We start from the raw sequence: 13,651 nt of genomic DNA on the forward strand, positions 1-13,651 counted from the left end.
TAGGAGAAGAAGCGGAGGTATATCGTGCAAAGAGATGCAAGTCAAACTGGTAGTAGAAATCGTTTTTATCGGATTGGATTTTTTACAATCCTTACGTTGTTTACTGTACTCATCCTAACAATCGTTATCATTGTGTCCAGATTATTTGCTGAAGGTGAGAGTCAATCATTGCCTCCAGCAACGAGTGACGGCAATTTAGCCGAATTAGTCACGTTTCAGTTGGACCGGGAACAAACCAATGTTTTATTAACCGATTTAGTTAGTGAGGACGAGATGCCTTTTCAGTTTCAATTAGAAGAAGATGGAATTCATTTAACAGGTGAATTAGATGTTCTATTTTCTGAAGTGGATATACATATGATGTTTGATCCGCTTGTTCGTGACGATGGTTCGTTAGTGTTACAAGCAAATAGCTTATCGGCTGGCGTGGTTTCAATCTCAGCTAGCAACGCATTAAGAATGTTTAATCAGTTTGCGGAACTACCTGAGTGGATACACATCCATCCTGAAGATGAAGCCATCCTGCTCGAGCTGAATGAGATGGATGAACTGTCTCCATACGGTCTTCAGTTTAAACAAGTAGCCTTAGCAGATGATCAAATTGAATTAAGTTTAATCCGCAAAGAAACCGCAACGGAAAACTAATCGTTGCGGTTTTTTATGTTCTGACTAAAGAAGACGCTTCTTAATTAGGGTTTAATGAAAGCTTGCCTTCTGTTTCTTCAAGTTCATTGGTGAAATTTAAAAGTTGGTGATCGAATTGATCAATAAAATCATTGCCGTACAAATGACGTAGAACACTTATTAACTCAGAGAACTCTGGAAATTTACCGTATAACTCTTTGATTGGAAGAGTCCCTTGATAGACATTATATGTCTTTTCGTTAAAATGACTCATTGTTTCGCAGAAAAGTGCCTTCCCAGCACTAGTTAAACAAATATATGTATTTCTTTTATCCTCTTCTTTTTTTGAAAATGTGAGAAGACCTCGTGATTCCAATTTCTTAGAAAAATTAAATGCGGTAGATACATGCATGACTCCGTGTGTCGCTATATCCGAAATCGATGCTCCATCGGATTGATAAGCAATCCATAAAATATGATGTTCATTTAGATTAAGGTCAAAAGGTTTAATCCATGCTTGCCAATCTCTTTCAACTGATTTCCATAACGCTTTGCTTAATACAGCCATCTTATAGCTATACATAACGGAGTCTTTTAGAACATGATTCATGGACGATCCCCCTTAAACAGAATAAACGATTATAGTCATATACTATTCTTAAATACCTTCTTATATTATGCAGAATAATTGAAAAGAAATAAAGCAAAATCTTCTGGTAAAAAACTAGGTTTTGAATGACCTTAGTTAAACCATTTTTTTAAATTGATTCATGAATTTCGCTAAAGCTTCACAAGATTCAAGTGAGACCGAATTATAGATGGAAGCACGACAGCCCCCAACAGATCGGTGACCAGGCAGTCCAACAAAACCAGCATCAGCTGCCGCTTTTAAGAAGGTAGTGGTTAATGCCTCCGTAGCTAGCGTAAAGGTTACGTTCATTTTTGAGCGTGCATCGATTTGTGCGTGGCCTTTGTAAAAGCCGTCACTTGAATCAATGGCCTCATAGACAATCTTTGCTTTCTGATCATTTTGATCTTCAATATAATCAATGCCGCCACGCTCTTCAATCCATTCAAGTACTAAATTAAGCATGTAAATAGAATAAACAGGTGGCGTGTTATACAACGAATTAGAATCCGCGTAGGTTTGATAGGATAGCATTGTTGGAATGTTTTTATTGGCTTGCTTTAGAAAAGAATCTTTCACAAATATAGCGGTAACACCAGCAGGGCCAAGGTTTTTTTGGGCACCAGCGTAAACGAGATCAAACTGATTCATATCGATTGATCGTGATAAGATGTCGCTTGACATATCGCATACGAGAGGTATTGAAGCGTCTGGGAACGATTGCCATTGTGTGCCATATAACGTATTATTTGACGTGACATGCATATAGGAATCGTTAGAATCGTATAGCAGCGTATCAGATAATGGAATTGATCTATACTGATTTTCTTTGCTAGAAGCGCCTATTACGACGTTTCCGATTTTTTGAGCTTCTGCTGCTGCTTTCTCAGACCAACCACCTGTAAGAATATAATTAGATTGACCCTTCAGAAAATTCTGGGCAACGCTCGTAAATTGAAGGCTCGCACCACCTTGCATGAAAAGTACATGGTAATCCTGGTTTACATTTGCAATCGACTTTAAACGAGAAATTGCTTGATTATGTATGTCCTCATAGGCATTACTTCTATGGCTTAACTCCATTACAGACATGCCTGTATTTCCGTATTCCACCATTTCTCTTTGAGCTTTTTGCAAAACTTCTTTAGGTAATGCTGCCGGTCCGGCATTAAAATTATAAATAGTACTCATGCGAAACGACTCCTCTTTATTGCTTTAAAGTATGTTTAGATCATATCATATTTGTAAGAAATACGGACTCAATTTTAAAAGTTTTTCAAGTGAAATTTATTTTCTGGTAAAATAAATCTGCTAATACGTGATTAGCAGATTGTCTGTTACTTTTGCGTTAAATTTTTCATTACTTCTTGAGCATAGTCCGCTAACTGATTGACATTAACGTCATTGGAAGCGTTCTCCCATAGTGCGCCGTGCAGCCCTGGCTCACCATATCTTGGAATTAAATGAATATGATAGTGAAAGACTGTTTGTCCAGCGTCTTTACCATTATTGTTTAAAAGGTTTAAACCTGTAGGCTCAAAAGTACGTTTTAATGCGTTAGCAATGTTCGGAATAACTGAGAATAGATGAGTCGCTACTTTTTCAGGAAGCTCATAAATGGATTCATGGTGATCTTTTGGAATAACAAGAGTATGCCCTTTTGTTACTTGAGAAATATCAAAAAAAGCAAGAACTTGATCATCCTCATACAGCTTAACTGACGGAATGGAACCATCAATAATTTTGCAAAATATACAGTCCGACATCAAAACACCTCGTTCTATGTTTTTTGTTATTTTAGTGTACGTGTATCGAAAAAAAAGATCAAATAATATACTACAGGAATATTGAAAAATATGGGGAATTACTTATATCTAGGTGTTGAAAGTGCGCTTCAAGCTTATTTTTGCTAAACTACAACAAGGGAGTGATGATTTGCATGTCTGATTTATTGAAAATTGAACAATTAACGGGTGGCTACACACCGAAAAAACCTGTTTTGCATAATGTTTCCTTTACGGTGAAACAAGAAGAGATTGTCGGTCTAATCGGACTGAATGGGGCGGGAAAGAGTACAACAATAAAGCATGTTCTTGGGCTAATGGATCCGCAAAAGGGACAAGTAAAGATCAATGATTTACAGTTTTCCGATGATGCAGATACGTACCGTCGATCTTTTGCATACATACCTGAAACACCAATGCTCTACGATGAATTGACGCTCTGGGAACACTTAGAGTTAACAAGTGTCGCATATGGAATTGAACACGATGTCTTTGTCCAACGAGCAGAAAAGTTGTTAAAAGAATTTCATATGTCAAAAATGAAAAAATGGTATCCGAATCATTTTTCAAAAGGGATGCGTCAAAAAGTAATGATTATGAGTGCTTTTTTAGCTGAGCCCTCTTTATATGTTGTTGATGAGCCAATTGTTGGATTAGATCCTGTGGGCATACAATCGTTTTTGAATTGGATCTCAGCAATGAAGGAACAAGGTGCTGCTGTTTTGATGTCTACACATATCCTAGCGACTGCTGAGCGCTACTGTGACAGGTTTGTTATTTTGCATCAAGGTGAGGTTGTTTTAACCGGAACTCTAGCTGAAATGAGAGTAGCAATTGAACAGCCTAATGCGACCCTTGATGATATTTATATTGAGATGACTAAGGAAGATCGCCAATGACGGATGCAAAAACATTATGGGAGAGCAGGCGCCATCATTATTGGCGTGAAGCAAGAAGTTATTTAAAGCTTATTTTAAATAGTGGGTTTGTTGTTTCCGCTTATTTCTTATTTTTATTTTTGACGGTTTATTACCAACAGTTTGTTGCCGACCTTTCACCAGATTTTCCACTTGTTCCATTATTAACGGCTCTTTTTGCATGGCGTTTAACAGCTGGGTCCATTCGGACATTTGTTAAGCCAGCAGATGTCGTCTTCTTATTGCCCTATGAGGCCCATTTAACAGACTATTTTAAACGGGCAATCGCTTATTCGAGCTTGTGGCAATTAGCTTATATTCTTTTATTATTCATGGCAATCGGTCCGATGTTTACGGCTCTCATTGGCTCTGGTGCGGTCTTTTGGTCCGTTTTACTTGTTTTATGTATCGTAAAATGTTGGAACCTACTGTGCGTCTGGGAAGAACAACGTCTAGTCTCAAGAGGAGATCGCCTTTCGCATATTATATTGCGACTAATCATAAATGGGGTTACGGCTTATTTGCTCTTCTCTGAAGCAACTATTTGGTTAACGGGCATATTACTTGTTTTAATGATTAGTTTATACATGTTTTATTGGCGCTCGTTTCAAAAGAAATATGCGTTAAAGTGGGATCGTTTAATTGAAGTGGAAAACAGCATGGTTATGTTCTTTTATCGAATTGCAAATGCTTTTACGGATGTACCTCAATTACGTAATAAAGTAAGAGAACGTACATATCTGCAATGGGCAATTCCTTTACTTGGTGGTACAAAAAAAGCTGTATATCATTACTTATATGCCCGTACCTTTATCCGTGCAAATGATTATTTAGGTATGTTTGTCCGCTTAATGGCGGTGGGTGGCATCATGATTTATTTTCTTCCAGAAGGTTGGATGAAACTTGCAATAGCGTTATTGTTTACTCACATCACAATGATGCAACTATCGACGCTGTCATTTCACCACGTTTCAAGTATTTGGGTAGACCTTTATCCAATTCGATCGGATGAAAAGAAACAAGCACTTAGTTTAATTACGTTGCGGTTATTGTTTGTCCTCGTTGTTGTTTATAGTACAGTGACAATCTTCACGGCTCCTCCAGTCTATGCATTTGCAGCGCTAACTTTAGCAGGATTGCTTGCTTTTTACGGCAGTCAGACTCTCGTGCATCGGAAAAAAGGAAAGTATCGTCGAGTGCGTTAATTTTTTTAGAGGCATGCACAATAGGATATGAACAGAATGGAAAGACGATTAATCTAAATTAGGATTAATCGTCTTTTCGTATCATTTATCGGAACGAGCGTAAGGAGAAACGGAAATTTCTGCAGGGAGAGCACATGCTTGAAGCCTCTCGAGCAGTGCTTTTTAGCGGAAGAGATTGTGACCGTGCCGGCGAAAAGCGGGTGTTTCTCCTGTAGCGCTTGTATTCGTGTTCGTGATTTCTAGTAGAATACGACGTTTTGTGTTATCTCCTTTATGCTCCAGGTTCTGAGTGCAAGAGTTGAATACCATTTTAGAGAGTCAGCTACGCTAGCGTTCAACTAAACGGACAAAAGAAAGGCCGTATTGATAGGAAAGTAGTTCTCTTTCTAACCGTTGAACTTTGTCTCCTAGAATTGCCTTCTATTGTCATAATTGAGAAGGGGCCTACTTCATCGACAAACCCAATGTATCAAATATGCCTATCACCAGTCCAGCAAAAAAATACAAGATCACCTGCAAGTGGGTATCTCACTACTTGTCCTTTTCTCTCTAGCAAAGAGAACATTTTTCAACAGGAAGCATGTTTACCTCCAATTGTTGAGAGAAGGCCTGCTTGATTTAAAACCCACGATACGAAAGTTGCGCACCAAGGATAGTCATCTCCATTAACGGTTTGATGATAGTACCAATCATTGTATTTTATTTAATTAATAGGAAATTCTTCTGAGCCAACTTCTTGATTGGCAATTTCAAGTGTTTCTTTTATCTTTGACATAAATCACCTTTTAAAAAAGGACAAGAACCTACCTCGTCCTATTTGATTTTTAGTGCATACCATACTTTATGAATTCAAACTACTTGTGGTAGAACGACTAGCCCAGAATGAGACGTTTTTTTTCTATATTGAACGTCTACCTTTTTTTGAATCTCTTGTTGCAAATCTTACGTATAAAATACTGAGGTGATGAAGATGTTTGAAGAATTAAGACAGCGTCAACTTAAAATAGGTGAAAAGAAGCGCTTGCAGGAGAAATGGCTGAAGCATAGAGATGATTCGAAAATGAAGCTCGAGGAGTTTGAAATAAAGGCAAACGAGTTAAAAAGCGTTTTGGAAGATGAAAAAAAAGGGTTAAGTCAACTTGAAAGTTTGTCGTTTCGTAATGTATTAGTAACTATATCCGGTCGAAAACTTGAGCGTGTTGACGAACACACGCAAAAAATTGCATCGGCGAAACTAAAATACGATGAAAATCGACAAACGATTGATGATCTGCAAATGGAGATTAGCAGGTATGATGAAGAAATTGCTAAGATTGGTAATCTAGAGAAGCAGTTGGAGGGGATTTTTCTTGAAAAAAGAGAGTTAATTAAGATAGAGCGGAAAGAGGTTCATGCTGAGTTACTCTTATTAACTGACGAACAAACGAGATTAGAGCTTCAAGAAAATGAATTAAAAGAAGCGATAGCTGCTGGTGAAAATGCAAAATCAGCGCTTAGCATAACGCTTGATGCTCTTGACTCCGCGAAAGGATGGTCAACATGGGATATGTTTGGTGGTGGCGTCATTTCAACCGCTATTAAGCATAGCCATCTGGATGATGCAGAAAAGCATGTCCATCGAGCTCAAAGAGCGTTACGGCATTTTGAGGATGAGCTTAAGGATGTAAATCAGTTTACGGACCATACAATAGCTATTGGCGGATTTATGACGTTTGCCGATTACTTCTTTGATGGCTTTGTTGTAGATTGGATGGTACACGGAAAAATAACAGATTCAATTAAGCAAGTCAGTAACACAAAGCAGGCAGTGGGGGAATTAGTAGATCGTCTAAAGATTCAAGGCAACGAAACCAAGAATAAAATAAGTAGCTTGAATAATCAATATCATGAAAGAATCCGGACGCTTCAATAAAAAAGTGCGCATTATGCGCACTTTTTTATTGAAGCCAGCTTGGAGTATATTGAGCCATCATCCCAGCAAGAATTGAAAAATATCCAGTAAATAACAAAATACCAAGTAGAATCATGATATAGCCGCTCACTTTTTGAATGAGTGGTAGGTATTTGTGAATCCGTTTGATCTTATTTAACGATCGCGCCCATATTAAGCCAATTAAGAAGAAAGGAATACCTAGACCAATTGAGTAAATAAGAAGTAAAAACATTCCACTCCAAATGGTTGCTGACGTACTTGCTAATGTTAAGATAGCTGCTAACACGAGACCAATACAAGGAGTCCAACCTGCTGCAAAAAGAAAACCTAGTAGAAATGATTTGGAAAAACTAGCTGATGAATTAGGTTTTGCTTCCATTCGTTTATCTGAGAACAAAGCTCGAATAGAGATAAGGCCTGTCATTTGTAAACCAAATAAAATAATAACAATGCCACCTAACCGTTCTAACAGAAAGCGATTCCCAATAAAAAGTTGACCAACCATCGTACTGGCAAGGCCAAACAACATAAATACGAGTGTGAAGCCACCAATAAAACCTAAACTGCGCGACATAATGACTTTTCTAGGTGCAGCTATGGCTCCTCCAGAAACAGTTGATCCCGTTAATTGAGACAAATAAGCGGGCATTAGCGGGAAGATACAAGGTGAAAAAAAAGAAACAAGCCCTGCGAAAAAAGCAATGCTCAAGGTAACGTCCATTCTCGTACAGCTCCTTATCTGTTTGTTTCATTATGTACATGTATATGACTAACGGTAGTGTAACATGTTCAAGCCTAGTGCGGCGAATTGATCCTGAAAAGACAAATGATGTTAACATTTCATAAACGGTATTAGTGAAAAAAGAATTGATTTTCCTAGCTCAATTGTCAAATAAGTAATAAATACCATGTAAAAGAAGGAAACTTTATGCGTAATGCCTATTTTTTCGCTATGATAGGACTATTGGAGTTCTAGAGAAAAAATGACCTAAAGGGGGTCATCAAGCTGATTAAGAAAATAAGCATAGTTGGTGGCATTCTAGCTGGTATGCTGGCTTTGTCATTTATTATTTTTGCAATGGTTATTTTAGCAGGTACGTATCAAATTGATGAAGAGAAACTTGTGATGAATAACTCTAGTGTACTAGTTGATGCTGAAGGTACGGTTATTACGAATTTGTATATGGAAAATAGAGAAGTGATTTTGATTGATGAAATACCAAAACATGTTCAAGAAGCATTTGTAGCAATGGAAGATTCACGCTTTTACGAACATCAAGGAATTGATTTTCGAGCGATTGGACGAGCGTTATACCGAGATATTTTAGCTGGAGCCAAGGTCGAAGGTGGTTCAACCATCACGCAGCAATTGGCAAAAAATATGTTTTTATCGAACGATAAAGCATGGTTACGAAAAACGAACGAAGTCTTAATTGCGATGAACTTGGAGCGTCGCTATAGTAAAGACGAGATTTTACAAATGTATTTAAACCAAATTTATTTTGGACATGGTGCATATGGTATAGAAGCTGCCGCTAACCTCTATTTTAATAAGCCAGCAGCACAGTTAACTGTAGCTGAAGGAGCTTCACTTGTAGCGGTTGTTAATGCACCAAGTACTTTCTCGTTATTTGATAATCCAGAGCGTAATAAAGAACGTCGTAATGTTGTCCTAACCGTTATGGAACAGCAAAATTATTTAAGTGCGGATGAGGCCGAGGCTTACAAAGAAACCGCAATTGCAACAGATCGACAAGAATATGTGCTTGATGAAGCTTTATTTACTTACATTGATATGGTGATGGATGAAGCGCGAGATCGATACAATATTAGTCATCAAGAATTATTAACAGGTGGTTATCGGATTGTTAGTCCGATTGATTTAGATTTTCAGCATAAAACCTATACTGCGATTCGAGATGATTCCTATTTTCCAGACGGAAGCAAAGATGCACAAGCCGCTATGATGTTTATGGATGTTGAAACAGGTGGTGTTCTTGCCGCACAAGGTGGTCGGGATTATGTTCGAAGAGGGTTAAATCGAGTAAATGTGAAGCGTCCTCCTGCTTCGACGTTTAAACCGCTTGCCGTTTATGCTCCAGCAATAGAAAGTGGGATGTACAACCCTTATTCACTTTTAAGAGATGAACAATTAATTTATAAAGATGATGAAACATCAGGGTATGCACCTGGAAACGTAACGGGTGAATACAAAGGTGAATTAACGATGTATGATGCGTTGACGGAGTCAGCAAACGCCCCTGCGGTATGGCTATTAAATGAAATGGGGATTCAAGATTCAATTTCACAGTTACGTAAATTTGGGTTCCAATTGCCTGATCGCCAACTCGCGATTGCACTTGGTGGTTTATCCGAAGGTGTTACACCATATGAGATGACAAAAGCGTATCGAGCTTTTGCTCATGAAGGTCAGATGATTGAACCGCACTTTATTAAAGACTTATATGATCGCGATGGGAAGCGCGTTGGTGGGACCAATCGAGTCGAGACTGAAGTCATTTCAAAACAAACTGCATGGTCAATGACGCGAATGCTCGAGAACGTCATGGTTGCCGGTACGGGTGTATCAGGGGGGACAACAACGTCTCCTGTTGCAGGAAAAACGGGAACACAGGGTTACCCTGGAATTGATGGGGCGATTAGAGACGCCTGGTTTGTCGGATATACACCTGAGGTAATTGGTTCAGTTTGGATGGGGTATGACCAAACGAATGAGAATCAATACTTAACGGGGGGGAGTCGGTATCCAACGCAACTCTTTAAAGAAATGGTTAATAGCCTTCCTGCTTCTTTACAAGCAACAGCATTCCAACAGCCTGAAGGAACCGATGATCTTTCACCTCCAATAGCAATGGAAGATATAGCTGGTTTTAATGCTCATTACTCCCTCGGCGGGAGTGGTTTAATTAGTGTTGAGCTAACATGGGAGGATTTTGATGATGACCGAATTGAATTCCATGTTTATGAGGTTAAAGATGATGTGACGGAACGAGTCGCATCAAATTTAAAAGAACCTTTCTTTAATGAAGGGCGTTACAATCCATTTGCACTGCCAAGCTACCAAATTGTTGCCTATGACCCAGTGACGGAAACGGAAGGCTCAAAGTCTGAAATACTAAAACCACAATTTTCATGGTAAGAAGTAAGGAAGGTTTGGAAACCTTCCTTACACAATTGGAATTAGTTAGTAAGTTGCATCGACAATTAAATACCTATCCATTATACTACTCTATAGGTTTTCAGTACCGTCAATAATTCAGTACTTGCTTACTGAAACAAGTACATTGATTTTAAAATCTATTATGAAAAGTTGGGAATGACGTTATGTGTGGGTTCGTTGGATTTAAAAACACTATCACTAATAATATAGAGCAAAATCAAATCATTAAAAACATGGCTGATCAAATCATTCATCGTGGTCCTGACGATGAAGCGTACTACACGGATCAAGACATTGCTTTAGGCTTCAGACGCCTATCAATTATTGACCTTGATCATGGAAAACAACCGTTATTCAACGAAGATGAATCAATGGTTTTGGTTTTTAACGGTGAGATTTATAATTACCAAGAATTAAGAACAGATTTAATTGAAAAAGGACATCAGTTCACGACAGAATCTGATTCTGAAGTTCTTATTCATGGATATGAAGAATACGGTACGATGTTTTTAGAAAAGCTACGCGGCATGTTTGCTTTCGTTATTTGGGATAAAAAAGAAGATAAATTATTTGGTGCACGTGACATTTTCGGTATTAAGCCGTTTTTTTATTTTAATCAGGAAGATCAATTTATTTTCGGTTCGGAAATCAAAGGATTACTTCCCCATCCACATTTCAAAAAAACGTTTAACGAAGAGTTTTTACCAGAGTACTTAAGCTACGAATATATTCCAACAAACGAAACACTTTTTAAAGATGTTTATTCGCTGCTTCCAGGTCACTATTTTGAATATAAAAAGGGTGAATTTCAAACGCATCCTTATCATACGGTTAATTTTACCCGAGATGATAGCCAGCAAATGGATCAATATGTGGACCAGATTGTCAACACCTTTCGTGATTCAGTAAAGCATCACCAAGTAAGCGATGTAGAAGTTGGGGCTTTTTTGTCCGGAGGAATTGATTCAAGCTATGTACTGAACGAAGTAGCAAAAGAAAGCGATGTAAAATCTTTTTCTGTCGGTTATGAGGAATCGAAGTATAGTGAACTAGGGTCTTCATCCGAGTTTGCAAAAGTAATCGGAGTTCGGAACTATGAAACAAGAGTTTCTGCGGAACAGTTTTTCAATGCAGTACCGAATGTTCAGTATTACATGGATGAGCCTCTGCCAAACCCGTCTGCTATTCCTTTGTATTATTTAGCAGAAGAAGCAAGTAAGCATGTGAAGGTTGTTTTATCAGGGGAAGGTGCGGATGAGTTGTTTGGCGGGTACAACCAGTATAAAGAAGCGGCTGTATTTGAGCGTTATGAGCGTATTCCTTTGGCTTTCCGTAAACTGGCTGGAAAAGTGGCGGAGAAACTTCCAAAAATGAAGGGGCGTCGTTTTCTTCTGCGTGGTGCACAGTCGTTTAAGGAGCGTTACTTCCGCATCGATTATGTCTTCTCGTATGAAGATCGCGCACGTTTGTTAAAAAACAAAGCATTAAATCGTGACTGTAAAGCAATTGTTGGCCCGATCTTTGATCAAGTCAGTCATTTAGATGCCCAATCACAAATGCAGTATTTTGATATCCAAGCATGGTTAAATCACAACATCTTGGTAAAAGCGGATCGGATGAGCATGGCCCATTCATTAGAACTGAGAGTCCCTTTCTTAGATAAGGAAATGTTAAACATTGCGCTGCGTATTCCATCTGAGTATCGCGTTACTAAGGAACAAACAAAGGTTGCTTTACGAAAAGCAGCCATTAGAGAACTGCCAGAGCAAACGGCAAATCGGAGAAAACTTGGTTTTCCATCTCCACTTGCCCAATGGCTAAAAGAGGATGCTTATTTTCAAATGGTCAAAGACCAATTCCAGACAGAAGCAGCGAACCACTTTTTTGAACAAAATGAACTGCTTGTTTTACTTGAAGAGCATCGTCAAGAAGGCCATTCAAATATGCAGAAAATCTGGTCCGTCTATAGTTTCTTAGTCTGGTATGAAATTTACTTTGGCACTAATCCTAGCTGGAACCGCCCAGTAGAAAAAGAGCCGGAACTTGCGTCTGTTTAATAAAAACAAATGACTATTTAAAACCTTGAGAGTGATCCTATTCTCAAGGTTTTTTGATTATGCATAATTTCGAATGGGTTTTTTGTATTGGATGAATAGTTCAAATTCGTGACAATTCCCATAAAGGTGTATACAAGAGGTCTGTGGGTTATTATAGTAGAGTAGATTGTTCATAGATGTAAGCAGAATCAATGATTTTCTCTCATTTATAAAGTAAGATAGATATTGTGAATTTTGGTGTGTTGGAGAGGTGGACGAACAAATGAGTACGGATTTATTTAATGATACGTTTTTAAAAGCATGTAGGGGGGAAGCGCACGATCACGTCCCGGTATGGTACATGAGACAAGCAGGTAGAACACAACCTGAATACTTGAAAATTAAAGAAACTCACTCGCTTTTTGATATTACACATGATCCAGAGCTTTGTGCTTATGTGACAAAACTACCGGTTGATCAATACAACAACGATGCAGCCATTCTTTATAAAGACATTATGACTCCGCTTCCATTCATTGGGGTAGACGTTGAAATTAAATCAGGTGTTGGTCCGGTTATTTATAACCCGATTGAAACGGAAAAGGATGTAGAGGCGTTAGGGGTTCTTAATCCAGAAAAAGATGTAGCACACGTTTTGGAAACAATTAAGCTACTTCGTACGCAGCTTAATGTACCGTTGATTAGCTTTGGCGGAGCTCCTTTTACCCTTGCTAGTTACATGATTGAGGGAGGTCCTTCACGTAACTATCACAAAACGAAAGCATTTATGCATTCAAAACCTGCAGCTTGGCATCGTTTAATGGAAAAACTAGGAGATATGACAATTGCCTATATATCGGCTCAAATTAAAGCAGGTTCTCAGGCAATTCAGCTATTTGATTCATGGGTAGGTACATTAAGCGTAGCAGATTATAATCAGTTTATTAAACCTGTGATGGTACGGATTCTAGAAGAAGTGAAAACAGATGGTGTACCACTCATTCTGCACGGAGTAGGCACACCTCATCTAATGAAAGAGTGGAAAGAAATGCCTGCTGATGTTATTGGGCTTGATTGGAGAACATCAATAGCCGATGCACGAGAAATTGGTATTACTAAAACCGTTCAAGGAAATTTAGATCCTTCTATATTACTCGCTCCGTGGGACGTCATTGAACGAGAAACGCGTAACATTCTAGACGAAGGAATGAAATCAAATCATTTTATTTTTAATTTAGGGCAAGGTGTTTTCCCGGAAGTGAAACCAGCAACATTAAAACGCTTAACGGCATTTATTCATGAGTATTCAGCAGATTATAAGCGCACACAGAAAGGGTAGGTAC

At 38.4% G+C, this 13,651-nt stretch carries 11 protein-coding genes; 7 read left to right on the forward strand and 4 right to left on the reverse strand.

Annotated elements, in window-relative coordinates:
- Positions 1-24 precede the first annotated feature (24 nt).
- Positions 25-645, forward strand: a complete 621-nt coding sequence (locus tag JOC54_RS05825) for a YpmS family protein (protein ID WP_204465094.1) — start codon at positions 25-27, stop codon at positions 643-645.
- A 40-nt stretch (positions 646-685) separates the two neighbouring features.
- Here the strand turns inward: JOC54_RS05825 and JOC54_RS05830 are convergent, their stop codons facing one another.
- From JOC54_RS05830 to JOC54_RS05840, 3 genes are all read right to left on the reverse strand, one after another.
- Entirely contained in the window at positions 686-1,234 is a 549-nt protein-coding gene (locus JOC54_RS05830) for an HTH-type transcriptional regulator Hpr (protein WP_035418575.1), read from the reverse strand.
- A 135-nt stretch (positions 1,235-1,369) separates the two neighbouring features.
- A complete protein-coding gene (gene serC, locus JOC54_RS05835) occupies positions 1,370-2,443 on the reverse strand; it encodes a 3-phosphoserine/phosphohydroxythreonine transaminase (RefSeq protein WP_204465096.1) in 1,074 nt (357 codons plus the stop codon).
- A gap of 146 nt (positions 2,444-2,589) precedes the next feature.
- Positions 2,590-3,018, reverse strand: coding sequence for an HIT family protein (locus JOC54_RS05840; RefSeq protein WP_204465098.1), 429 nt, complete (start codon positions 3,016-3,018; stop codon positions 2,590-2,592).
- A gap of 173 nt (positions 3,019-3,191) precedes the next feature.
- Between JOC54_RS05840 and JOC54_RS05845 the strand changes: the two genes are divergently transcribed.
- The 3 genes from JOC54_RS05845 (at position 3,192) to JOC54_RS05855 (ending at position 7,070) form a co-directional block, all read left to right on the forward strand.
- Positions 3,192-3,935 carry an ABC transporter ATP-binding protein gene (locus JOC54_RS05845; RefSeq protein ID WP_035418578.1) on the forward strand — a complete coding sequence of 248 codons (744 nt, stop codon included), beginning with the start codon at positions 3,192-3,194 and terminating at the stop codon, positions 3,933-3,935.
- Complete coding sequence (locus JOC54_RS05850; RefSeq protein ID WP_204465100.1) at positions 3,932-5,158, forward strand: ABC transporter permease; 1,227 nt, start codon at positions 3,932-3,934, stop codon at positions 5,156-5,158. Before JOC54_RS05845 ends, JOC54_RS05850 begins: the two co-directional genes overlap by 4 nt.
- Positions 5,159-6,128: 970 nt before the next feature.
- Positions 6,129-7,070 (forward strand): hypothetical protein, encoded by a 942-nt coding sequence (locus JOC54_RS05855; RefSeq protein ID WP_204465103.1) that lies wholly within the window; start codon positions 6,129-6,131, stop codon positions 7,068-7,070.
- 25 nt (positions 7,071-7,095) lie between these two features.
- On the opposite strand, the gene JOC54_RS05860 is transcribed toward JOC54_RS05855, so the two are convergent.
- Positions 7,096-7,812, reverse strand: a complete 717-nt coding sequence (locus JOC54_RS05860) for a cytochrome c biogenesis CcdA family protein (protein WP_035418580.1) — start codon at positions 7,810-7,812, stop codon at positions 7,096-7,098.
- 327 nt (positions 7,813-8,139) lie between these two features.
- On the opposite strand from JOC54_RS05860, the gene JOC54_RS05865 reads away from it, so the two are divergent.
- The 3 genes from JOC54_RS05865 to hemE all read left to right on the forward strand — a co-directional run bounded on the left by JOC54_RS05865 (position 8,140) and on the right by hemE (position 13,647).
- Positions 8,140-10,251 (forward strand): transglycosylase domain-containing protein, encoded by a 2,112-nt coding sequence (locus JOC54_RS05865; RefSeq protein ID WP_204465105.1) that lies wholly within the window; start codon positions 8,140-8,142, stop codon positions 10,249-10,251.
- 185 nt (positions 10,252-10,436) lie between these two features.
- A complete protein-coding gene (gene asnB, locus JOC54_RS05870) occupies positions 10,437-12,329 on the forward strand; it encodes an asparagine synthase (glutamine-hydrolyzing) (RefSeq protein ID WP_204465107.1) in 1,893 nt (630 codons plus the stop codon).
- A 262-nt stretch (positions 12,330-12,591) separates the two neighbouring features.
- A complete protein-coding gene (hemE, locus tag JOC54_RS05875) occupies positions 12,592-13,647 on the forward strand; it encodes a uroporphyrinogen decarboxylase (RefSeq protein ID WP_204465110.1) in 1,056 nt (351 codons plus the stop codon).
- Positions 13,648-13,651 lie beyond the last annotated feature (4 nt).

This window comes from Shouchella xiaoxiensis (assembly GCF_016907895.1).
GTDB lineage: Bacteria > Bacillota > Bacilli > Bacillales > Bacillaceae_D > Shouchella > Shouchella xiaoxiensis.

Excerpts from the sequence above, each read along its gene's own strand:
- JOC54_RS05830 (WP_035418575.1), bottom strand. The coding sequence starts at position 1,234 with ATGAATCATGTTCTAAAAGACTCCGTTATGTATAGCTATAAGATGGCT.
- serC (WP_204465096.1), bottom strand. The coding sequence starts at position 2,443 with ATGAGTACTATTTATAATTTTAATGCCGGACCGGCAGCATTACCTAAA.
- JOC54_RS05840 (WP_204465098.1), bottom strand. The coding sequence starts at position 3,018 with ATGTCGGACTGTATATTTTGCAAAATTATTGATGGTTCCATTCCGTCA.
- JOC54_RS05845 (WP_035418578.1), top strand. The coding sequence starts at position 3,192 with ATGTCTGATTTATTGAAAATTGAACAATTAACGGGTGGCTACACACCG.
- JOC54_RS05850 (WP_204465100.1), top strand. The coding sequence starts at position 3,932 with ATGACGGATGCAAAAACATTATGGGAGAGCAGGCGCCATCATTATTGG.
- JOC54_RS05855 (WP_204465103.1), top strand. The coding sequence starts at position 6,129 with ATGTTTGAAGAATTAAGACAGCGTCAACTTAAAATAGGTGAAAAGAAG.
- JOC54_RS05860 (WP_035418580.1), bottom strand. The coding sequence starts at position 7,812 with ATGGACGTTACCTTGAGCATTGCTTTTTTCGCAGGGCTTGTTTCTTTT.
- JOC54_RS05865 (WP_204465105.1), top strand. The coding sequence starts at position 8,140 with ATGCTGGCTTTGTCATTTATTATTTTTGCAATGGTTATTTTAGCAGGT.
- asnB (WP_204465107.1), top strand. The coding sequence starts at position 10,437 with ATGTGTGGGTTCGTTGGATTTAAAAACACTATCACTAATAATATAGAG.
- hemE (WP_204465110.1), top strand. The coding sequence starts at position 12,592 with ATGAGTACGGATTTATTTAATGATACGTTTTTAAAAGCATGTAGGGGG.